The organism is Amphibacillus sediminis NBRC 103570, from assembly GCF_001552275.1.
Taxonomy (GTDB): Bacteria; Bacillota; Bacilli; order Bacillales; family Amphibacillaceae; genus Amphibacillus_B; species Amphibacillus_B sediminis.
This window is the reverse complement of the sequence record NZ_BCQW01000015.1, coordinates 47,696-67,493: the sequence shown is the minus strand read 5'-3', so window position 1 is coordinate 67,493 and position 19,798 is coordinate 47,696. Positions and strand designations below refer to the sequence as shown.

At 37.8% G+C, this 19,798-nt stretch carries 18 protein-coding genes, 1 pseudogene and 1 riboswitch; of the genes and pseudogenes, 16 read left to right on the top strand and 3 right to left on the bottom strand.

Features of this window, described 5'->3' with window-relative positions; all coding sequences use genetic code 11:
* Positions 1-133: 133 nt before the first annotated feature.
* Positions 134-1,390: a CYP152 family fatty-acid peroxygenase CypC gene (gene cypC, locus ASE01S_RS10210; protein ID WP_067841742.1), complete on the top strand. Its 1,257-nt coding sequence runs from the start codon at positions 134-136 to the stop codon at positions 1,388-1,390.
* A gap of 87 nt (positions 1,391-1,477) precedes the next feature.
* Here the strand turns inward: cypC and ASE01S_RS10205 are convergent, their stop codons facing one another.
* Entirely contained in the window at positions 1,478-2,209 is a 732-nt protein-coding gene (locus ASE01S_RS10205; protein WP_067841740.1) for an EcsC family protein, read from the bottom strand.
* 730 nt (positions 2,210-2,939) lie between these two features.
* Positions 2,940-4,085 (bottom strand): glycosyltransferase family 4 protein, encoded by a 1,146-nt coding sequence (locus tag ASE01S_RS10200; protein WP_067841738.1) that lies wholly within the window; start codon positions 4,083-4,085, stop codon positions 2,940-2,942.
* 220 nt (positions 4,086-4,305) lie between these two features.
* Here ASE01S_RS10200 and ASE01S_RS10195 point away from each other — a divergent pair, with 220 nt between their 5' ends.
* From ASE01S_RS10195 to ASE01S_RS10175, 6 genes and pseudogenes are all read left to right on the top strand, one after another.
* Positions 4,306-4,530: a hypothetical protein gene (locus ASE01S_RS10195; protein WP_067841736.1), complete on the top strand. Its 225-nt coding sequence runs from the start codon at positions 4,306-4,308 to the stop codon at positions 4,528-4,530.
* A gap of 345 nt (positions 4,531-4,875) precedes the next feature.
* Positions 4,876-4,979: riboswitch (TPP riboswitch) on the top strand.
* 121 nt (positions 4,980-5,100) lie between these two features.
* Positions 5,101-5,853, top strand: a complete 753-nt coding sequence (locus tag ASE01S_RS10190; protein ID WP_067841734.1) for a 3-oxoacyl-ACP reductase — start codon at positions 5,101-5,103, stop codon at positions 5,851-5,853.
* Positions 5,854-5,921: 68 nt separating this feature from the next.
* Positions 5,922-6,248, top strand: a pseudogene (locus ASE01S_RS16205) (LLM class flavin-dependent oxidoreductase); the annotation flags it as partial.
* A 363-nt stretch (positions 6,249-6,611) separates the two neighbouring features.
* The gene (locus ASE01S_RS10185) at positions 6,612-7,316 is read left to right on the top strand and encodes a hypothetical protein (protein WP_067841733.1); all 705 of its coding nucleotides are present in this window, start codon (positions 6,612-6,614) and stop codon (positions 7,314-7,316) included.
* Positions 7,313-8,296 (top strand): hypothetical protein, encoded by a 984-nt coding sequence (locus ASE01S_RS10180; RefSeq protein ID WP_157065194.1) that lies wholly within the window; start codon positions 7,313-7,315, stop codon positions 8,294-8,296. The genes ASE01S_RS10185 and ASE01S_RS10180 overlap by 4 nt, the downstream gene beginning before the upstream one ends.
* Before the next feature lie 638 nt (positions 8,297-8,934).
* A complete protein-coding gene (locus ASE01S_RS10175; RefSeq protein WP_067841730.1) occupies positions 8,935-10,722 on the top strand; it encodes a S9 family peptidase in 1,788 nt (595 codons plus the stop codon).
* Between the two features lie 45 nt (positions 10,723-10,767).
* On the opposite strand, the gene ASE01S_RS10170 is transcribed toward ASE01S_RS10175, so the two are convergent.
* Positions 10,768-11,394, bottom strand: a complete 627-nt coding sequence (locus ASE01S_RS10170) for a LexA family protein (RefSeq protein WP_067841728.1) — start codon at positions 11,392-11,394, stop codon at positions 10,768-10,770.
* 266 nt (positions 11,395-11,660) lie between these two features.
* Between ASE01S_RS10170 and ASE01S_RS10165 the strand changes: the two genes are divergently transcribed.
* The 9 genes from ASE01S_RS10165 to ASE01S_RS10130 all read left to right on the top strand — a co-directional run bounded on the left by ASE01S_RS10165 (position 11,661) and on the right by ASE01S_RS10130 (position 19,766).
* Complete coding sequence (locus tag ASE01S_RS10165; RefSeq protein WP_067841726.1) at positions 11,661-12,092, top strand: DUF722 domain-containing protein; 432 nt, start codon at positions 11,661-11,663, stop codon at positions 12,090-12,092.
* A 672-nt stretch (positions 12,093-12,764) separates the two neighbouring features.
* Positions 12,765-13,043, top strand: a complete 279-nt coding sequence (locus tag ASE01S_RS10160) for a hypothetical protein (RefSeq protein WP_067841724.1) — start codon at positions 12,765-12,767, stop codon at positions 13,041-13,043.
* 5 nt (positions 13,044-13,048) lie between these two features.
* A complete protein-coding gene (locus ASE01S_RS10155) occupies positions 13,049-13,300 on the top strand; it encodes an SPP1 phage holin family protein (protein WP_067841722.1) in 252 nt (83 codons plus the stop codon).
* Positions 13,293-14,225, top strand: a complete 933-nt coding sequence (locus ASE01S_RS16510) for an N-acetylmuramoyl-L-alanine amidase (RefSeq protein ID WP_067841720.1) — start codon at positions 13,293-13,295, stop codon at positions 14,223-14,225. Before ASE01S_RS10155 ends, ASE01S_RS16510 begins: the two co-directional genes overlap by 8 nt.
* 648 nt (positions 14,226-14,873) lie before the next feature.
* The gene (locus ASE01S_RS10145; RefSeq protein WP_067841718.1) at positions 14,874-16,379 is read left to right on the top strand and encodes an amidase; all 1,506 of its coding nucleotides are present in this window, start codon (positions 14,874-14,876) and stop codon (positions 16,377-16,379) included.
* Between the two features lie 1,046 nt (positions 16,380-17,425).
* Entirely contained in the window at positions 17,426-18,835 is a 1,410-nt protein-coding gene (locus ASE01S_RS10140) for a PTS sugar transporter subunit IIC (protein WP_067841716.1), read from the top strand.
* A gap of 75 nt (positions 18,836-18,910) precedes the next feature.
* Positions 18,911-19,135 carry a hypothetical protein gene (locus ASE01S_RS10135; protein ID WP_067841714.1) on the top strand — a complete coding sequence of 75 codons (225 nt, stop codon included), beginning with the start codon at positions 18,911-18,913 and terminating at the stop codon, positions 19,133-19,135.
* A 19-nt stretch (positions 19,136-19,154) separates the two neighbouring features.
* The gene (locus ASE01S_RS15825) at positions 19,155-19,331 is read left to right on the top strand and encodes a DUF3188 domain-containing protein (protein WP_157065193.1); all 177 of its coding nucleotides are present in this window, start codon (positions 19,155-19,157) and stop codon (positions 19,329-19,331) included.
* A 6-nt stretch (positions 19,332-19,337) separates the two neighbouring features.
* On the top strand, positions 19,338-19,766 hold the full coding sequence (locus tag ASE01S_RS10130) for a DUF3284 domain-containing protein (RefSeq protein ID WP_067841712.1): 429 nt from the start codon (positions 19,338-19,340) through the stop codon (positions 19,764-19,766).
* The last annotated feature ends 32 nt before the right edge of the window (positions 19,767-19,798 follow it).

Sequence of the window (19,798 nt, the reverse complement as noted above, 5' to 3'; positions counted from 1 at the left end):
AATTATACTTATCCTAAGCTAACGATGTTAAACATATACCAATAAATTGTTATTTTTTGTTTTAGCAGGTAGGCTTAGGGGAATGACTGAAATAAATGAACATTGATCCTAACAAACTAAGGAGGAAGAGTTCATGGCAGAATTAAAATCAATGCCAAAGGAAGAAGGATTAGAAAAGGGTCTGAGTATGTTAAGAGAAGGCTATCAGTATATCTCAAATCGTAGCCAAAGCTTTCAGTCAAAGGTTTTTGAAACACGCTTGCTTGGGGAAAAAGCTATTTGTATGGTGGGGGAAGAAGCAGCTAAATTGTTTTATGATAACGATAAATTTATTAGAAAAGGCGCGGCATCCAAGCGTGTCCAGAAAACACTGCTTGGACAAGGTGGCGTCCAATCTTTAGATGGACAAGAACATCGTCATCGAAAAGCAATGTTCATGCAATTAATGAACCCAGATAGTCTTCACAAAATGCGAACCTTAATTAAACAAGAATGGGAGACAGCTATTCAGAATTGGGAGCGTCAAGAAAAGATTGTCCTATATGACCAAACGAAACCATTGCTTATGCGTGCAGTTTGTAAGTGGGCAGGTGTCCCGCTCCAAGAAGACGAAGTAATAAAAAGAGCGGATGACATGGCCGCCATGTTTGAAACCCCTGTTACAATAGGTTTAGAACAACATAAAGGACGAAAAGCACGTAGAGACTCAGAAAAATGGATCAAGGATTTGGTTGCACAAGTACGACAGAATGAAATAGCCGTAGATCAAAATAGTGCCCTTTATCAATTTTCATGGCATAAAGACTTAGAAAATCAGCTATTAGATCCGGATATTGTTGCAGTTGAAGTCTTAAATATACTAAGGCCTACGATTGCTGTTACGATCTATATCAATTTCATTGCATTAAGTCTTTATCAGCATCCGGAAGAAAAAGAAAAGCTCACTACCAACGATGAGAAAGCCTTAGATATGTTTGTTCAAGAAGTTCGCCGTTTTTACCCATTTTTCCCTTTTAACGGTGCACGTGTTAAAAAAGATTTTATTTGGAATGGCTATAAATTTGAGCAAGGCACTTTAACCCTATTAGACTTTTATGGTACGAATCATGACCCGCATATATGGGAAAATCCTGATTTATTCAAACCAGAACGGTTTGCGAATTGGGAGGGTAATCCTTTTACACTGATTCCCCAGGGAGGTGGCGATCATCATACTGGTCACCGCTGTGCAGGTGAATGGATCACCACAGATATTATGAAAATTAGCCTAGATTACCTAGCTAATAAACTAACCTATCATGTTCCAAAGCAAGACCTCAGCTACAGCTTAGTTGAGATTCCAAGTATCCCAAAAAGTCGTTTTATCATGGAAAATATTAAGAGAAGATAACGTCCGTTAAATCCACTATCTTATGAGCAGGTAGGGGATTTTGCTTATGTGGCAGCCATGATCGGTAAAAGGACAAAAAAGAAAGAGTCATTCATCAAGAATGACCCCTTTATCAATAAAATATCTTAATTGATAAGCGCGGATCGCTGTTTCACCTAAGGTTTCAAGTAAATTGTGATTCGCATAAGCTCCAACTACAGCACCGAATCCAGGGAGCATTTGAAGTAACTTAGCCAAATCAAGGTAATCTCGATACTCTAGTTGAAATGCCTTCCAGTCCATCTCTCGAAGAATTTCTTTGTTTTCAGACCAATTTCTAATTATATTATAGGTTTCCTTTCGCTTCTTCTCACCAGAAAAAGCAAGCTGAAAAACATGAAGAATAAACATTCTTTCCTCATATTTGTCAGTATTGTACCCGTATACAGAGGCTACCTCAAATAAAAACTTAATCTTGATTGAAAGCAGCAATGGAAAATCTGTCATCGCTAAAAGTATACCGCCAGCGCCTGTTCCTGCTCCTTCTACCACAGCAGCCTTTTGAAACGTCTTAAATTTTTCGTTAAATAACTGATCCTTCTCATATAGAGTTAGTCCGGTTGATTGATCTTTTTTTGTTGTCAAATTTGACCCTACTAATGTTACTTTTACCATATTGCTAATGCTGTCCGTAATCAATTGTTGGACCTTTTCAGGCATCAGGTTATTTAACTTGGTTTGCACCTTTTTAGACATTTGCCCGAATAAGCTAGTGGGCTTGAGGAGCTGTATACGCCATTTTTCAATTTCAGACCAAACAATTTGCTCGTATTCTGTCATTTTTACCACCCTGGGGAATTTACTTTTAAAAGTTAGCTAAGGCTTAATGTAACGAATCCGTTTCATTTTATCGCAGTGTAACTGGCTGAGGCTGCGATTACTCACCCATCGAAGGGCTTTTGTAAGACTCCCCCTTCAAGAAATAAGGGAAGAGGTCGTGTCGCAACGTCTGCACAAGCACATCCTATGCGTCGCCCTCCCACATAACGAAGTATTCACTTTATTATAACAGAAAAAATTAAATCACAGTTTAGACTGAAATTGATATATATATCAGCTTATTGACAATCTTCCCGAAGACCAAAATCTCGCATATAAACTCATGAACCGTTAGGGTTATACAGACAAATATTACACAAAGTTCATCCAAGGGACAAATCAAAGCTATGGTAAACTCGGCGGGAGTTGACTCTCTTGTACGATGGAACAAGAGAGGATAAAGATGATCGCTTTAAACTACTTCTTAGCAAAATCATATAGGGATATCGTTTTGGGGCGTTTAGTCAAGGGATAGCTTGATAAATTCTAACTTAAAAGATCAGTAGGACTAAAAAAGTCAAGAATAGCAATGTTGACAAGCTCGTCAAGTACTTTATGGCAATTGGGGTAATGTTCAAGGTCTTCTCATTATTGCCATGAATAAAAATTTGATCAATGACGTGGAAAGTTAGTTAGACTCCTTATATATGTTGGATTTAATAAGAAATAACCAGGTGTGATTCTCAAACAGCTAACATAAAGTTAGTTCTCTTTGACGTAAGACTTCATTGAAGCTATCAATAAGCTGGTCAAATATTTCATCCCATGATTGTGTTTCAGCAAACTGACGGGCAGCGATTGAAAAAGAAGCATGTAATAGACGATTTTCTAATAAGCTGGTCGTTCGTTCAACAAATTGATCGATATTCCTCGGTTCACAGAGGAAGCCAGTTATACCATCTAGCACGAGATGTTGTACGCCACCTGCATTTGCACCAATTACGGGTAGTCCAGATGCCAAAGCCTCTAGAATTACATTTCCAAAAGTTTCAGTCGGGGATGGAAATAAAAACAAGTCACTTGAAGCATAAATCTGGGCTAATTCTTCCCCTTTGATAAATCCAGTCCATGTTATCTGTTCATTATGGGCTTCAGATAAGCTGCGATACAGTGGACCGTCTCCAACAATAACTAAATGGGTGTCTTTTTTTAGTGTTTCTGGTAGCGAATAAAATGTTTCTAGAACAATATCTATGTCTTTTTCAGGCGCGACTCGCCCAACATAAAGTAAAATGTTATTTTCTTTAATTTGATAATTTCTTTTGAAAAAATCTTCTGATCTTTTTAATGGGCAATAGAAATCATGATTAACGCCTCTGCCCCACACTTCAATATCTTGATGAAACTGTTTTAAAAGTAGCTTTTCTTTCGTACTTTGCGATGGTACATATATCTTTTCAAAGGAGCGATGAAACCAATTCACATACTTCCATGCCCATTTTTTCAGGGCTGCTAAGTGATAATAATCAAGATAGTCATCGAAGTGGGTATGGTATGAGGCGACCATAGGTATTTGATGCTTTTTACCATACTTCAGTCCGGCTAATCCAAGGCTAAACGGGGTAGCGACATGAATTAATGTTGGTTTAAAATCGTCCAGTACATGATTAATGTACGATGGATTCGGAAGAGCAAGCCGACAGTTACTATACAATAAAAAGGGGATGCTAGTTGATTGTTTTATTTTTTCTGTAGTGGTAGCTGGCCATTTTGTAGAAGGAACAAATAAACGGTATGCTATTCCCTGCTTTTCTAGATGAGTTACATATCGCTCTAATGTTAGGGCAACGCCATTAATCTCAGGTGCGTAGGTATCTGTAAAGATTGCAATACGCATTTGTACACTCCTCTTTGATGTTTTTTCTGGCTATTATTAACATAACAAAAGAATTTAGTGTGAGTATTAAGTTTTGATTAAGATATTGATAATTTTTAGCAATGTGCAAATCAATTCTTTTTTAAGTGAGAAAGATTTGATCAAGTATCGACTTAGCGTTATTTTTTTGATATAATAAGAACAAATGTTCGTGTCAAATTTGAGGTTAGGGGGAAATGATATGGAGCGATATTTGATTGAAGCGATGGAAGGTCAGGCTAAGATTATGATTTTTTATCTAGATGGTAAAAATAGAATAACACAGCGAATTATTCGTGTGATCAAGTTAACTGATCATTATCTGCTGGCGTATTGTTATTACCGTAAGCAAATACGTGCTTTCAAATTTGATCATATCCTCTCATATGGGCCAGCAAAAAGGTACCAAGCCAAAAAAGCCATTTGAATCAATCACAACGATAGTAAAAATCAGCTAAATAACTTCTATCGCTGCTAAAAATTCAGGGCTTTTTTCGCTATGGTTTGGATTAATGGAGTAAAGTACAACTCTTTTAATAAGGTTTTGATTTAGCGGTTAGATGATCGAGTCGTTCATCTGTAAGATCAGACTAAGTTAAAATTTATTCGATAGGTACAACCTAACGGTGGCTGGTCGTTCACACAAAGAATATGAATTATATCTTAATATAAACTAAGGTAATTCATGTAACAATTTTAGAAGCAAGTAGTAACTAGACTAAACCACCCATATTTTTTGACATAAATCTATTAAGTTGTTATATTGTAATTTATAACTCACTAGGGGTGTTTTTTAAAACTGAGATGAGCTTTGTGCTCAAACCCTTTGAACCTGAACTAGTTGATACTAGCGTAGGAAAGTGCCTTTTTTGATACATATATATAAGGAACAATGGTTTCTTATATTACTTTGTGTATATAACGCAACTTTCCTATTAAATTAAGATGGTTGTGTTTTTTTTTATATAAAAATAATATAGATGGAGGAGTTGTCATTATGACGAGAACAGTATTAGTTACAGGAAGTAGTAGAGGTTTAGGAGCAACGATTGCAAGAACATTAGCAGAACAGGGGTATCAAGTTGTTATTAATTATTATCAAAGTAAGGAGAAAGCAGAGCAGCTAGTTGCTGAAATTGGTGAAGAGAATGCGAGTGCAATTCAGGCTGATGTCACAAACCGACAAGAAGTCGATAAAATGATAAAAAAGGCCATAGACCATTTTGGCCAACTAGATGTTGTAATTAACAATGCATTAGTAGATTTTAAATTTGATCCTAATAAACAGAAACCATTTACAAAGCTTAGTTGGGAAGATTATGAAAATCAATTGAATGGAACGATTAAGGCAGCTTTTAACATCGTTCAAAGTGTTATGCCTCAATTTATTGAACAAAAAGGTGGAACGATAATAAGTATTGGAACGAATTTATACCAAAATCCAGTCGTCCCATACCATGAATATACGACAGCAAAAGCAGCATTAGTCGGATTTACCCGTAATATTGCAGCTGAACTCGGTCAATATGGTATTAGTGCGAATGTCGTATCGGGTGGCTTATTAAAAACTACAGATGCGAGTGCTGTGACTACACCAGAAGTGTTCAATCTAATTGCACAATCAACACCATTGAAAAAAGTAACCACTCCTCAAGATGTTGCGAACATGGTCGCTTACTTATCATCAGAAGAAGCAAGTGGAATCACAGGGCAAAATATTGTTGTCGATGGTGGTTTAACGATGAACTAATCAGCTCAGTTATAAAGCATTTTATTGATACAAATTTAATAAATGATCTGTTCATGGGTGTTTAATTAATGACTATATCCAAAGAAAAACAAATGCATTTAGGTGATTTAATATATGGATGTGGACACCATTAAGCTGTTTGGCTCATGCCAGATTCAAGTATTGAGCGTATCGGTGATATTTCGTATTATCAGTCATTAGCAAAATTGACAGAAAGAAGATATTTTGATGCGGTATTTTTTTGTAGACAACCAATCATTTCAAGGGATTGATTCAAATGCGATACCAGCATTTTGATTTGATCCATCAATAAATTTAATGCTATTTCTTAAGTGACAAGTCGTGTTGGATTAGTTTCAACGATTTCAAGTACATTTTCTAATCCATTTACAGTCAACATACCCGATAATGAGATACGCTGCTCATCATTTCTTTTTAAAACAGTCTCTTATACCTACATTCTGTTCTATCGTTATTGAGTTGATGATATGACTGTAGCAAAAGTGAGCTGTTTTTTTATATGATTTCAGACTATAAGCGAGCTTAACTCATTGAGGAAAAGAAGGTATCTATAGCTGAATTCTGAGTAGCATGGCCATCTTATCTGTATTTCTAGTCATTAAACAATCGATCATTCACCACTTACCTTAAAATCAAGTAATCTATAAAACTTACTGACTATTAAGGTAAGTATCGGTTTGCTTGGCAATTCTTTTAAGTTATAATGTAAAGTAAAAGCAGGAAAAGGGGGGAGAAGTGTGGAATTAATAGAAAACTGTGTCTGTTTAACAGCAGATGTCATCAACTCACGAGCTAAAGATAAGCTGACAGAACTAGCCCAAATCGTAGCAGCGCTGAATCGGACTAATCGGCAAGCTATTGTAACACCTTTCACGGTTAGAGCAGGAGACGAGCTATTTGGCATCGTCAAGTCATTTACTGTTGGATATCGAGCATTTAAAGAACTCCATAGACTAGCAAGTCAACTCGATATAGCGTTATATGTTGGAATAGGGTTCGGCAGTATTTATAATAATCAGCTTGAAAACCCTAATCAGGTTAATGGACAGGCAATCTGGAACGCAGCTGATGCATTAGAATTGGTAAAAGGACGAAAGACGAAGCATCGTCTCGATGTATCAGATCATTTCAGGTATCACTTGATCATCGGTAATAATGATCCTGTTTATCAAGCGATGCACGATTTGCTATATTTCATTATGGAAAAAATAGTCAAACGAACAGATAAGCAGCACCAAGCCGTTTATTTGCTTGAGCAGCACCCTGATCACCTTCATAAAGAGCTAGGTGAACAACTTGGCTATCAGGGTAAGCATGCTGAGGCTAACTTTAGTAAACTATTAAATCGAGCAGATTATACCTTGGTCAAAGAAGCCGAACAACACATGATTGAAACCATCACACACCTTTATGAGCTAGAACAAAAGAGGAGCGGAGAATGATGCAGCTGTTATTGGTGATTTTATTTAGCTACTTTTTTTGTCAATACATAACTCCGCTAGCCACCATGATTACGTTCAATAAAACTCAGGTCAAATTAAACGGTTCAATTGTTCTTTTACCTGTTATTCACTTCTTTTTACTAGCTCTACTCCTTGTTACATTAATCGGTTTAGTAAATAAGCTGACTTTACTCGCCCTACTACTCATCAGTTTACTTCATTACCTGTTGACTTTACTAAACAGTTACTACTCAGAAACCATTCTTAATTTTTGCCAGCTTGATAATCATTGGTACAAAAGCTTTGTTGCTCTTCTTGGGAGAAAGGCTATTTATGCTAGTGTTGTACAGCTTGTTTACGTTTGTTCAATTTATTTTGTTCTTTGGCTCCTAAATCAAGTTGGTTCCCCCATTTATCTTTGGAACAGAGTGATCACGCTTATAAACCTTGAACTTAGCCTTACAAGTATAGATAAACTCCTATTACTCGGGATTATGCTGATCCTATTAACCTTTGGCTCAAGTCAATTGATTGTTTACATCCTTCAAGATATTAAACCAAATTCCAATCAGCCGGAAGCAGAACAAGCAGCTACGTTAGATCATGAAAACAATGAATTAGCTGGTATTGAAGCTCAAATGAAAGGTTTGAAACATAATGTTATGTTTGAGAAATCATGGGAGTCTATCAATCAACAGCAATTAAAAAGTAGCTTGAAAATTCAATATCAATTATTTAATGAATTAGATCGAAATAATGCTGGAAAGTACATCGGGATGTTAGAGCGGGTGTTAATTGTGCTGTTGATTATACCTGAAGCGTATCATGTGTTAACCGTTTTAACCGCACTAAAAACATTAACACGCTTTAAACAGTTTGATAACAAAAATTTTGCTGAATATTATTTAATCGGTTCGATGATCAGCATGATTCTTGGTCTAGGGATTGGTCAAATGGTCCGAATTATTTTATTAAGCTAGTAATGACTTAGTGAAGGTGGACTTTTTAACTTCATTCAACAGAGGTCACCCCACTTCAATAAGTGGTGTGCTAAATCCCTATGTGTCTATCATTCGGTGGAAGCTCAACCCTGGCTAACTAAACCAAGCCTTCGACGGATGCCACAGATTTTTAGCTGAAATTTATCGAGTAACGCTCGATAAAATCTAGGCACAAATATGCCAGGACATATTTGATTTGAGTTCTTTTTTAAAAGAATATCTGAATATTCGGAAGTTTTTATAATGGCATGACTTTGATTAATAGGAGTCGAGTGAACAAATGGAACACGGGTAGGTTCTAGGTTGATGATTAATGGATTTGCTCACCTAGGAAACCCCTACTTAGACTGGTAACTCGATTTTTTTTTGATGAAAAATACATGATATGTTGTTTAAAATTTTAGTTATGTCCCGTTATAAAAGAAATGTACTTCTAGACCTTTGCATAACATAAATAAGAAAGTCTTTAAAGGTACATTCGAAAATGCCCGATGAATAACAAGCAGACCAAGATTGCAGTAGTAACGTGGCCTATGCGAGCTGGGTGCTTTGTCATTTGGTGGTTTTTGATAACCTATTAAAGGTTAAGTAAGATACCAATTAAATGGAGGAGAAAAATGATTGAATTTGCAAAGCCTAAGGTAGAACAATTTTTTCGGTCAGTCGTGATTACGGATTTTACAGTCAGTAAGGATGAAAGGCGAATCGTATATAGTTCGAATTTAAATGACAAGGTTAATTTGTGGGTAATGGATTTACCTCATACCTATCCCTACTTGTTTGCCCATCATGATCAATCCGTTGGTTTTATTAAATTTGATCCGAATAACCGTTTTTTGTTAACCAGTTATGATCAGGATGGGGATGAAAATTATCATATTTATGCACTTCCACCAACTGGAGGTTTGCCTGAGCCCTTGATTACAGGCGAGGCTGAGGATAAGTATTATTTCGCTCACTTAAGCGAAGACGGTGAACGGATTTATTACGATACGTCAGCAGGGAATCCTTCATTTTTCAATACTCGTGTATTTAATTTAAAAGATCGAACCGATACGTTAATTCATGTTGGTGAGGAAGTACCGACCCAGTTAGCTACAGTATCTTCAGATGAACAGCGTTTTATTTATTTACAGATGTATGCAAATACCTATGTAACGGCTTTTGTTAAAGACAATGATAAGATTAGCTACCTAACCCCTGATCCCAGACAAATACATGTTGTGTTTGATCCCGTTTTTGTGACAGAAGAGAAAATCTATTTCGTTACTAATTATCAAGAGGAGTACAAATATGTTGCACAATTCGATCTAAATACAGGTGTTTTCGAGCCATTACTTAAAATTGAACATGAAGATGTTCAACATATTAAATATAACAAAGCCAAACATCGGCTTTACTTGGTGACAGAAAAAGGCGTGTCCGATTATCTCTACCAATACGACATCAAAGCAGAACAGCTAACCAAGCTAGAGTCACCAGTAGATGTTATTGAAAAATTACATGTTGCTGAGTCAGGTAATCTTTATTTACTAGGGCGAAGTTCGACCATTCCACTAAATATTTTTAAATCAACGGAGTCTAATCAATGGCAATCGTTAACGAATAATCGAGTATTAGGAGTAAATCGCGAGCAAATGGTTGAACCAGAGGTGGTCACTTATCCCTCATATGACGGCTTACAGATAGAAGCATTATTATTTAAAGCCAAACCTGATCTAAATAATGGTTATACCATTCTTTGGCCGCACGGAGGCCCACAAGCTGCTGAACGAAAAATGTTTCGAGCCATGTTTCAGTCATTTTTAAATCGAGGTTATACTATTTTTGCCCCTAATTTCCGCGGCAGTACTGGCTATGGGGCAGCGTTTACCAAAATGGTTGAACAGGATTGGGGAGAAGGTCCTCGGTTAGATAATGTTGAAGGAATTAAATGGTTATTTGATCAGGGTATTACTGATCCAGATCATCTATTTCTAATTGGCGGCAGTTATGGCGGCTATATGGCTTTATTACTTCATGGGCGTCATCCTGACTATTTTAAAGCTGTTATTGATATTTTTGGTCCATCTGACTTATTTACTATGGTCAGTTCTGTTCCAGAGCATTGGAAGCCAATTATGGAGCGTTGGTTAGGTGATCCCGTCCGAGATCGCGTCCGATTTACCAAAGATTCACCTATTACTTACCTTGATCAAATGACAAAGCCAATGCTTGTCATCCAAGGAGCGAAAGACCCGCGTGTGGTCAAGGGGGAATCAGATCAAATTGTAGCCAGGCTAAGGGAAAAGGGGCGGGACGTGGAGTATCTCGTATTAGATGATGAGGGACATGGTTTCTCGAAGAAAGAAAATGAAATAAAAGTATACCGTTTAATGCTCGATTTCTTAGCTAAACATCATTAAATTAAGAAGGAATGGATCAATCTGATCCATTCCTTCTTAATTATGTTACAGTTGCATCGTGTACTTAATCGCTTTACCGATAATTTTAGCCGGATTCTTTTCATTCACCACAATGGGATCATAACTTGGGTTGTCAGGAACTAGAATTAAAGTATCACCTTGTTTTTTAACACGCTTTAATGTTGCTTCAGTTTCACCGTTAACTAAGACAGCTGCAATTTCACCACTTTCAACCTCAGGTTGTTCTCGAATAACAACGATTGAACCATCAGGGATAGTCGGATACATGGATTCACCTGATGCTTCTAAACAAATTAAATGACCACTAGGCAAAGTGTCTTGTGATTCGTAATAATAGCCCTTAATATTTTCTTCGGCCGTAATCGGATCACCACAGGAAATTGTACCGAGAATGGGGATCGCAACGGTTTGGGCGCTAATTGAAGCTACATTACTTGGTAGTTGATCCGTTAATTCACTAATTGGAATAGCAAAATATTGTGCTAGTAATTGTAGCTTTTCAGGTCTTGGGTAGGTTTTACCTTGAACCCAATTAGAAACCGTCATTTCTGGTATATTTAAATCCCGGGCCATCATCGTTTGGGTACGTCCTTTTTTATTGAGCTGGTATTTTAAATTGCGTGCTAATGTTTGCTTTAAACTATCCATCATTAAGCTCCTTTCTTAATCATTATAGTACCTTTAAAAGTTATTGAAGTAAAGTGTTTTATACCTTGAATCAGTATTGCATAACAAGAAGAGCTTGACAATACCTTTTTAAGGTACTATATTAACATATATAATCCAAATATTTTCATGAGGAGGAATGAAGTTATTGATTTTAGCATTCATATCTCATTCAGTACCTTATAAAGGTAGTTCCGTGGTGTTTACTAAGAGAAGTAAGTATCACGATTTAATAAAAGGAGTTGTTATAGATGTACGATCTAAAAATTACGAAACAAACGTTTAAAAAAGTAGAAGCAGAATGGATGAATTATCATCATACTTTAAAAGAAATTAAACGATTAGAAGAAGATGTGTTTAATCCATATCAGGAAGTTTGGGACAGAGATGAGAATATTGGCGGTGGACAAGCTAACATCATTCGCGATCCTACCCAATCAACGGTGATCCGATTATCTAAGCATAAACAGCTCAACTATTTAAAAGATATTGTTCGGGCGATTGACACTGTATACCAACAATTATCTAAGGAGTATCAAGCTTTTGTTCAAATACGTTATTGGTCAAATCGTAAGCTGACATGGGATGGCATCGCTGATCAATGTTATATTAGCAAACGGCAAGCTATGCGCTGGCGTGACGAGATTGTAAAAATAACCATTGAGGTACTGGGCTGGCGCTAGCTGTGTCACTTTCATGTCACTTTTTCCTCTTCAAACGGTGCTATTATGATAGTGTAGAAAAATAAGTTGAATCACTCCACTTAATCTAAAGAAATGTGGGGATGCGAGATTCTTAAAAACCCCGGGGTAACTACTTGTTAGCGATTAGTCTCTACGGTGAAAATTGAAACTTAATATGTTGGACTTATACGTCTAACCTAATGCTCGTATTTCACTGTCAGCTTTAGAGCGGACTACAACTCATTATTGGCTTAATTCCCGCTACTGGTAGCATAACTAGTAGATCAATTTGATTTTGTCTGGATCTGCCTACATCTCATTCGGTTTTCTGAATACAGAGTTTAAGTTAACTGTATTACTGTAATGAAACCGCATCCAATGACGGATAAGAGTGTCAGTTAAGGTTAAGCATGATCTATGTTTTATAGGGGTATTCTTGAATAACAAGAATGCTCTTTTTGCACTTTAGGAATGGATAGCTTTTCTATCGGATTGAAGTATTAGAAAAACGAAAGCTTTCACCTTAGGAAATTGGTGATTGCTGAATCCTTCCAATTACAAACAAGGAGATTTGTGAGCAGTGGCATGATTTCAACTTTGTTTGCTCTACAGATGATTATGACCTAAGCATGTCGATCAAAGGCTTACCAACTTGAAAAGAGGGGGGAAGAAATGGGGGAGCGTGGACAATGGTATACCAATAAAGAGCTGTTTGAACAGCTAAACCAAATGCAAATTGATTTTAATGATCTTCGAATTGAAATGCGAGAGACCAGAGAAGTCATCAACAAATATAATGGTCTCAGAGAAAAGCTCGATATGGTTGAAGACAAAGTGGATCGTATTGAAGCAAAGAATGAAGGAAAACAGTTACTTGGCCAAGCCATTCGTGAATGGGGAGGCTGGATTTTTGCGTTAATCACGCTAATTATATTAATTTATCGAGGATGATGATTATGAATTTAAAAGGTGTAACAAAGCAGACATGGGGGCGAGTAATCGCCCTCTTTTTAGTGTTTATTAATCAAATTGGTGTCAGCTTTTTTAATTTTACCGTTCTCCCTTTTGCTGATCAAGAGATTTATCAAGGAGTATCTGTAATGATATCGGTAATAGTTGCGATTTGGACAAGCTGGAAGAATAATAGCTTTACCGAGCTAGCGCAACAGGCTGACCGCCAAATGAAAGGAACTAGACAGAATGATTAAGCTTTATCTTGATCCTGGACATGGAGGGATTGATCCAGGTGCTATCGGAAATGGTTTGCAGGAAAAAGATTTAACACTCGCCATTGCAACAAGAATGAAATCAATGTTAAACGGCTATAGTAATGTTTCAGTTCGGATGAGTAGAGCAACAGATCAAACCGTTAGTTTATCACAGCGAACAGATGATGCCAATCAGTGGGGAGCGGATTACTTTATTTCGATTCATATTAATGCAGGGGGTGGTACGGGATATGAAGATTTTATCTATAACCAACTGCCTTCCGGTTCAAAAACAACTCAGATGCGTCGTACGATGCATGAGCACATTATTAAACAAGTTAACCTTATAGATCGGGGGATGAAGCAGGCAAATTTTTATGTGTTAAGGGAGACACGAATGCCTGCTATTTTAACTGAAAATGGCTTTATTGACCATAAGAGTGATGCGGCTCTAATGAAAACAGACACATGGCTAGAAGCTGTAGCTTTAGGGCATGTTAATGGTTTGGTCGAGTTATTTAATCTTGCTACCCATAAAAATGCAGTGAAGGAACCATCAAAACCTAATAAGCAGGTGCAGACGGACTACACAGGAATAAGTATTGTTGATTATTTGAATCAGATCGGGCAAGACAGCTCTTTTTCTAACCGAGCAAAGTTAGCACGACAATTTGGGATAGTCGATTATCGTGGAACAGCTGAACAGAACCTAAATCTATTGGCTATGCTTCAATCCAATCATAAATCGGTTCAAGTAAAAGGTGATTTAGAGACAGATAGTATTGTGGATTATTTAAATAGTATTGGTAGCGACTCTAGCTTTGCTCATCGTAAAGAGTTAGCAAAGCGTCATGGCATCACCAATTATCGTGGCTCGGCCGAACAAAATATCCAGTTACTTCGTTTAATACGGGCGACCAATTGATTCTTTTGTTGGCATAGTGGTAAGGCAGAAGTGTCACTATGCCAGCCTGCTTTATCGCAGTGTAACTGGCTGGGGCTGCGTTTACTCGCCCCATCGAAGGGCTTTTGTAAGCCTCCCCTTCAAGAAATAAGGGAACACGTTATTTGTAAGTGGGAGATCCGACAGCCAGTAACGGCCTGATTGGTTCAACTAACGTTAAGTTCGTGACGTCGTGTTGCAACGTCTGCACGAGCACATCCTATGCGTCGAACCCCACTGAATGAAGTTTCACTTTATGGATTATCTATTTTTGGTTTGCTAGAATAAGATATAAGTGTTTTTATCAATGAAGTGTCATGTCTAGTAATGGGTCAAAAATATCATCATCATTAAATTCTCTTTTATTGCAGTGTAACTGGCCGTAAGCCTCCTTCTTCAAGAAATAAGGGAACATGTTATTTCTAATTGGGGGATCCAGCAGCCAGTAACGGCCCGATTGGTTCAACTAACGTTCAAAGGGGGAGAAAGGAAGCTGACTAAGTTCGCAACGTCTGCACGAGCACATCTATGCGTCGAAACCCCCACTGAACGACGTTTCACTTTATTTTCTGAATTCTGGAACGAGTACATTATATACATTAACTTCACAAGATTGGTTAGGAGGACAAAATGGATTTTCAAACATATCAAAGCTATGATGGCCTTGGCTTGGCAAAGCTTGTAAAAGATAAAAATGTATCAGCTAATGAGTTATTGGATGTTGCCTTTGGACGACTAGAGGAAATCAATCCAAGGATTAATGCCGTGATAAGATCTCGTCAGGACAAGGTATATAATGAGTTAGCTAATTCTAACCAGTATGCACCTTTCTTTGGTGTGCCGATCTTGTTAAAAGATATCTCTCAAGCACTAAAGGGAGAGGTGCTTAGTTCTGGGTCAAAGCTATTAAAACAAAATATCTCATCCAGGGATTCACATTTTGTTTCTAAGCTTCGGGAAGCGGGTTTTCTATTTATTGGTCACACCAACACACCAGAATTCGGTTTAAAAAATATTACTGAACCAACTGAATATGGTGCAACTCGGAACCCTTGGAATTTAAATCATTCCCCCGGAGGATCAAGTGGTGGTGCAGCAGCTGCTGTAGCAGCAGGAATTGTCCCAATAGCTGGTGCTAGTGATGGTGGTGGCTCAATCCGTATTCCTGCTGGGTTTACTGGCCTATTTGGGCTTAAACCAACGAGGGGAAGAACACCCGTCGGCCCAGGTGCAGGGCGACAGTGGCAAGGAGCATCGATTGATTTTGTTTTAAGTCGTTCAGTTCGAGATAGTGCGGCACTTTTGGATTTGCTCCAAACTATCCAACCCGCAGCGGCATTTCATACACCATTATTTCCGGACAGCTATCTTGATCTTGTACAAAAACCAGTCAAAAAGAGATATCGTATTGCTTTTACCACAGCTTCTCCTGTGCGCACGCCTGTTAGCGAAGCAGCTAAATCTGCTGTAGGCAAGATGGTTGACTGGTTAGAAAAAGAGGGGCATGTAGTTGAAGAAGTCGAGGCACCGATCGATGGTGTTAAAATGATGGAATATTACTATGTCATGAATTGTGGTGAAATGAATCGTGTGGTCTCCCAATTAGAACAACAAATGGGGAGGGTTTTAACGTTAAAAGATATCGAGATCTTTACTTGGGTCCTTCATAAAGCAGGTGAGAGCGTTACAGCTGCTGCCTATAGTGAGGCGCTACATGGTTGGGATATTGCCGCTGAACAGATGGCACAATTTCACCGGTACTATGATTTTTATCTCACGCCGACCAATGCTAATGCTGCGCCAAAGGTCGGGGAGCTCACACCTACAGAGCTTGAAGTTGAACAATTGACTTTAATCGAGGAGTTGGCTCCATTAAGACAACAGGAGCTCGTTTATCAAATGTTCTTACCTAGTTTAACCTATACACCTTATACCCAATTGGCTAATTTGACTGGACAGCCTGCAATGAGTGTGCCAATTAGTAAAAATAATCAAGGTTTACCGATCGGCGTTCAATTTCTTGCCTCAAAGGGACGAGAAGATCTGCTGTTAGCTTTAGCTAGCCAAATTGAACAATCAGATTTATGGCTAGAACGATTAAATTCTACGCCTAAACCAAACGTGTTAAAAGCCTAAAAGATTTGGATTTACCACATTCGCTCCTAAACGACATCAATGAGCATTCCTATAACATGAAACTTCGTTCAGTGGGGGGCGAAGTATAGGATGTGCTCGTGCAGACGTTGCGACACGACGTCACGAACTTAGTCAGCTTCCTCTCTCCCCCACTGAACGTGAGTTGAACCAATCGGGCCGTTACGGCTGTTGGATCTGACGTGTTCCCTTATTTCTTGAAGGGGGAGTCTTACAAAAGCCCTTCGATGGGGCGAGTAATCGCAGCCCTAGCCAGTTACACTGCGATAAATTGAGGGTTAAAATAAAAAGTCCTTTCTTGGGTTATCCAATTAGTCCAAAGCTTTGAAGCAAAAATAGCCCTTTATCAATAACTAAGAACGACCCAATAATAAAGGATAGACAAATCAAAATCTGTCTTCTTTATTATTTTACAATCGTCTTCTTCACGAGGAGAGCTCCTATCAAAGGCGTCTTGGCTTATTGCGCCCAGAATTTATCGAGCTTGACTCGATAAATTCCCATTGAAAATCTGTGCTATCAAAGGCTTTAACTTTATTTTGTCGGGGTTTTTACCCCCATTGAATGGATGACTTATTTGCATACATCTTAGAAGTGGGAGGCCTCTGCTGAATGAGGGTGTGGTTGCTTCATTTAGTAATCGAGTGCCTTCTTTTTTTAAAATCCACTATTCCCCAGTGAACCTTCGTGAGAAATATTTAACATATCCTTCGCTTTTTTTTAATTTTACTATTGTTTTCAGTTCCCTTTACTTTTTTCCATTTGATAATGGAAAAAACGTAATATAATAATAAAACGCTTTCATGATAAAATAATTGTAAATAAAAACATTCCATGATCATTTGGAGAAAATAGGTATGGATATGATGTTAGTCATTCAGTAGATATAAGTGCAAGCGTGTATCCGTGCTAAAAAGTGACGTCAAGTCTGATCTGCTTGAAAGGAGAGATGCGTCCTAAAAAAGTTAACGTACGTTTAAATGGTTTGGCTACAGGTTTACCCATTATTTTATAAAGGAGGTATACTAATGAATGCTTTAACTGCGTGGTTGGAGAGGTATTTTCTACCCATAGCCACCAAAATTGGAAGTCAAAAGCATTTAGTTGCATTAAGGGATGCGTTCATTGGAACCATTCCGGCAACCATGGCTGGTTCTGTGGCTGTAATGATTAACGCACTTATACGAGACCTTCCGCCACAATTCTTTGATGGATACGATGGGAACACCATTCCAATCATTAGAGAGATCATCGAAATAAATGGATATGTATGGAATGGAACCCTTGCTATTGCTGGTTTAATTTTCGTGTTTTCATGGGGGTATAATATCGCCAAAGCCTATCGAGTGAATGAATTATCTGGAGGGATTGTTGCAACAGCAGCGACAATTGCTGGGATAACATTCTCTTTCTCTGGTGGAATTACAGGGTTAAATTTGGATCAGTCTACCATAGATGCCATAAATGAAGCGGGTTGGTCGGCAACCGCAACAGAGATTACAGCAGGAGGCTGGGGCTGGCTACCGTTAAGCAACTTAGATGCTAATCTCTTTTTCACCGCAATGGTTATTGGTTTAGTGGCTACCATGATATACGTAAAATTAATGTTAAAAGATATAACTATAAAGTTACCGGATTCTGTACCACCAGCTATTTCGAAAGCGTTTGCATCTATTATTCCGGCAACTGTTGCCCTATATGTAGTTAGTATTTTTTACTTTGTTTTCTCAAAGTTTGTGCCAGACATGACTTTCTTAGAATGGATACAAAAAACTGTTGCGCAACCACTTCTAGGCCTATCACAAGGGTTTGGTGCAGTTATCTTAGTTGCTTTATTTGTTCAATTGTTCTGGTTCTTTGGAATTCATGGACCTAATGTCCTTGCTCCGATTTTAGAAAGTGTTTTCGGTGTTGCTCAAATTACAAACGTTAACTTATTCCAACAAGGTGGAGCTGAATTAGTCATTTCTGAAGGATATAAATGGGTTCGTGGCTCTTTCGACGCCTATTCTTGGTTCGGAGGATCGGGCGGTACGCTTGTCTTAATTTTAGCTATTCTGTTCTTTTCCAAAAGGAAGGATTACCGGACAGTCGCTAATTTGTCTGTCGGACCTGGAATTTTCAATATTAATGAGCCAATCATGTTTGGCTTACCTATTGTGTTAAATCCGATTATGTTTATTCCATTTTTACTTGCACCAGTGGTTTCGGTTTCAATCGGTTACTTTGCGACTATCTGGGGATTTGTTGCACCAGTTTCCCAGCAGGTTACTTGGGTAACGCCTCCGTTCCTGCTATCCTTCTTGGCAACAGGAGCAGATTGGCGTGCTCCAATTGTTACATTAGTTGCGATGCTTGCTTCATTTGCGATATGGGTTCCATTCGTTATTGCGGCAAATAAAATGGATGCAACTTTAGAAGAAAACAAAGCATCATGAAATGATAGCAAAAAATGAAGGGGCCACTTCTGTCGAAGCGGCTACCCTTCTTTTCAAAGAAAAGGAGTTAGCGATATGATTGAAATCAGTTCAGCTGTACAACAAGATAAAATCATTGCACTATTAAATAGTTATCAAGAAGCAGGGGTCGAATTTTCTTTCAAAGAAAAAAAGGGGATTAACCTCTATTTTGAAACAAATATCGATGATTTAGAAAAAGCAGCGAAACTAGCAAAGAAAGCAATCAAAGGTCAGACGTGGGGTTCGATTCTTTATTTTCGCGTTATTCCTGTTCAATAATAAGAAAAGGATGATGACCATGGGGAAATGGGCCTTATTTCTACTCAGTATTGGCGGTCTGCTCTTCCTCTTTAGTGCAAATGCACGAACGGGGAACTATAATATGCTTAATATGACGACTGCACTCTTTTTTATTATAGTGGGTATTTATCTCGTTTATAAAGAAAAGAAGCAAAATAAAAAGAAGATTAGGTGAAACTGAATGGAATTAGTAAGAAAAATGAACGTGCCAGTTGGATTTCTCTATGAAACAATCATAAAATCCGTTTTGGCGGATATTCATTCTCAGAAAGGAGAAAAACTATCAGAAAAACAATTGAAAGGATATGAATATGTAAAGACGTTCTCGAAAAATGCTAAAGCGACCATCCGAATTGAAGACGTCAGCAAAGATAAATTCTATCAGTATCGGACATCCAATAGTAAAAATACCTTTTTAGTCACTTATGATATTCGTCAGCTTACAGAGGATAGCTGTGAATTGCATTATTCTGAAAAAATGGAGTCTTATGGCTACTTGCAGCAAATCAATGATACGGTTATAGGTATAATTTGGTCTCCATTGAAAAAAAGAAAATTTAAAGAAATGCTAAGACAAATAGAAGCAACTTATTCCAATCAAAGTTATTGATCTTGATCGAGAGCAAAACTGATCATCTCTCG

What these genes read in the sequence shown, in the direction of transcription:
- cypC (WP_067841742.1), top strand. Translation starts at nt 134, where the DNA reads ATGGCAGAATTAAAATCAATGCCAAAGGAAGAAGGATTAGAAAAGGGT.
- ASE01S_RS10205 (WP_067841740.1), bottom strand. Translation starts at nt 2,209, where the DNA reads ATGACAGAATACGAGCAAATTGTTTGGTCTGAAATTGAAAAATGGCGT.
- ASE01S_RS10200 (WP_067841738.1), bottom strand. Translation starts at nt 4,085, where the DNA reads ATGCGTATTGCAATCTTTACAGATACCTACGCACCTGAGATTAATGGC.
- ASE01S_RS10195 (WP_067841736.1), top strand. Translation starts at nt 4,306, where the DNA reads ATGGAGCGATATTTGATTGAAGCGATGGAAGGTCAGGCTAAGATTATG.
- ASE01S_RS10190 (WP_067841734.1), top strand. Translation starts at nt 5,101, where the DNA reads ATGACGAGAACAGTATTAGTTACAGGAAGTAGTAGAGGTTTAGGAGCA.
- ASE01S_RS10180 (WP_157065194.1), top strand. Translation starts at nt 7,313, where the DNA reads ATGATGCAGCTGTTATTGGTGATTTTATTTAGCTACTTTTTTTGTCAA.
- ASE01S_RS10175 (WP_067841730.1), top strand. Translation starts at nt 8,935, where the DNA reads ATGATTGAATTTGCAAAGCCTAAGGTAGAACAATTTTTTCGGTCAGTC.
- ASE01S_RS10170 (WP_067841728.1), bottom strand. Translation starts at nt 11,394, where the DNA reads ATGATGGATAGTTTAAAGCAAACATTAGCACGCAATTTAAAATACCAG.
- ASE01S_RS10165 (WP_067841726.1), top strand. Translation starts at nt 11,661, where the DNA reads ATGTACGATCTAAAAATTACGAAACAAACGTTTAAAAAAGTAGAAGCA.
- ASE01S_RS10160 (WP_067841724.1), top strand. Translation starts at nt 12,765, where the DNA reads ATGGGGGAGCGTGGACAATGGTATACCAATAAAGAGCTGTTTGAACAG.
- ASE01S_RS10155 (WP_067841722.1), top strand. Translation starts at nt 13,049, where the DNA reads ATGAATTTAAAAGGTGTAACAAAGCAGACATGGGGGCGAGTAATCGCC.
- ASE01S_RS16510 (WP_067841720.1), top strand. Translation starts at nt 13,293, where the DNA reads ATGATTAAGCTTTATCTTGATCCTGGACATGGAGGGATTGATCCAGGT.
- ASE01S_RS10145 (WP_067841718.1), top strand. Translation starts at nt 14,874, where the DNA reads ATGGATTTTCAAACATATCAAAGCTATGATGGCCTTGGCTTGGCAAAG.
- ASE01S_RS10140 (WP_067841716.1), top strand. Translation starts at nt 17,426, where the DNA reads ATGAATGCTTTAACTGCGTGGTTGGAGAGGTATTTTCTACCCATAGCC.
- ASE01S_RS10135 (WP_067841714.1), top strand. Translation starts at nt 18,911, where the DNA reads ATGATTGAAATCAGTTCAGCTGTACAACAAGATAAAATCATTGCACTA.
- ASE01S_RS15825 (WP_157065193.1), top strand. Translation starts at nt 19,155, where the DNA reads ATGGGGAAATGGGCCTTATTTCTACTCAGTATTGGCGGTCTGCTCTTC.
- ASE01S_RS10130 (WP_067841712.1), top strand. Translation starts at nt 19,338, where the DNA reads ATGGAATTAGTAAGAAAAATGAACGTGCCAGTTGGATTTCTCTATGAA.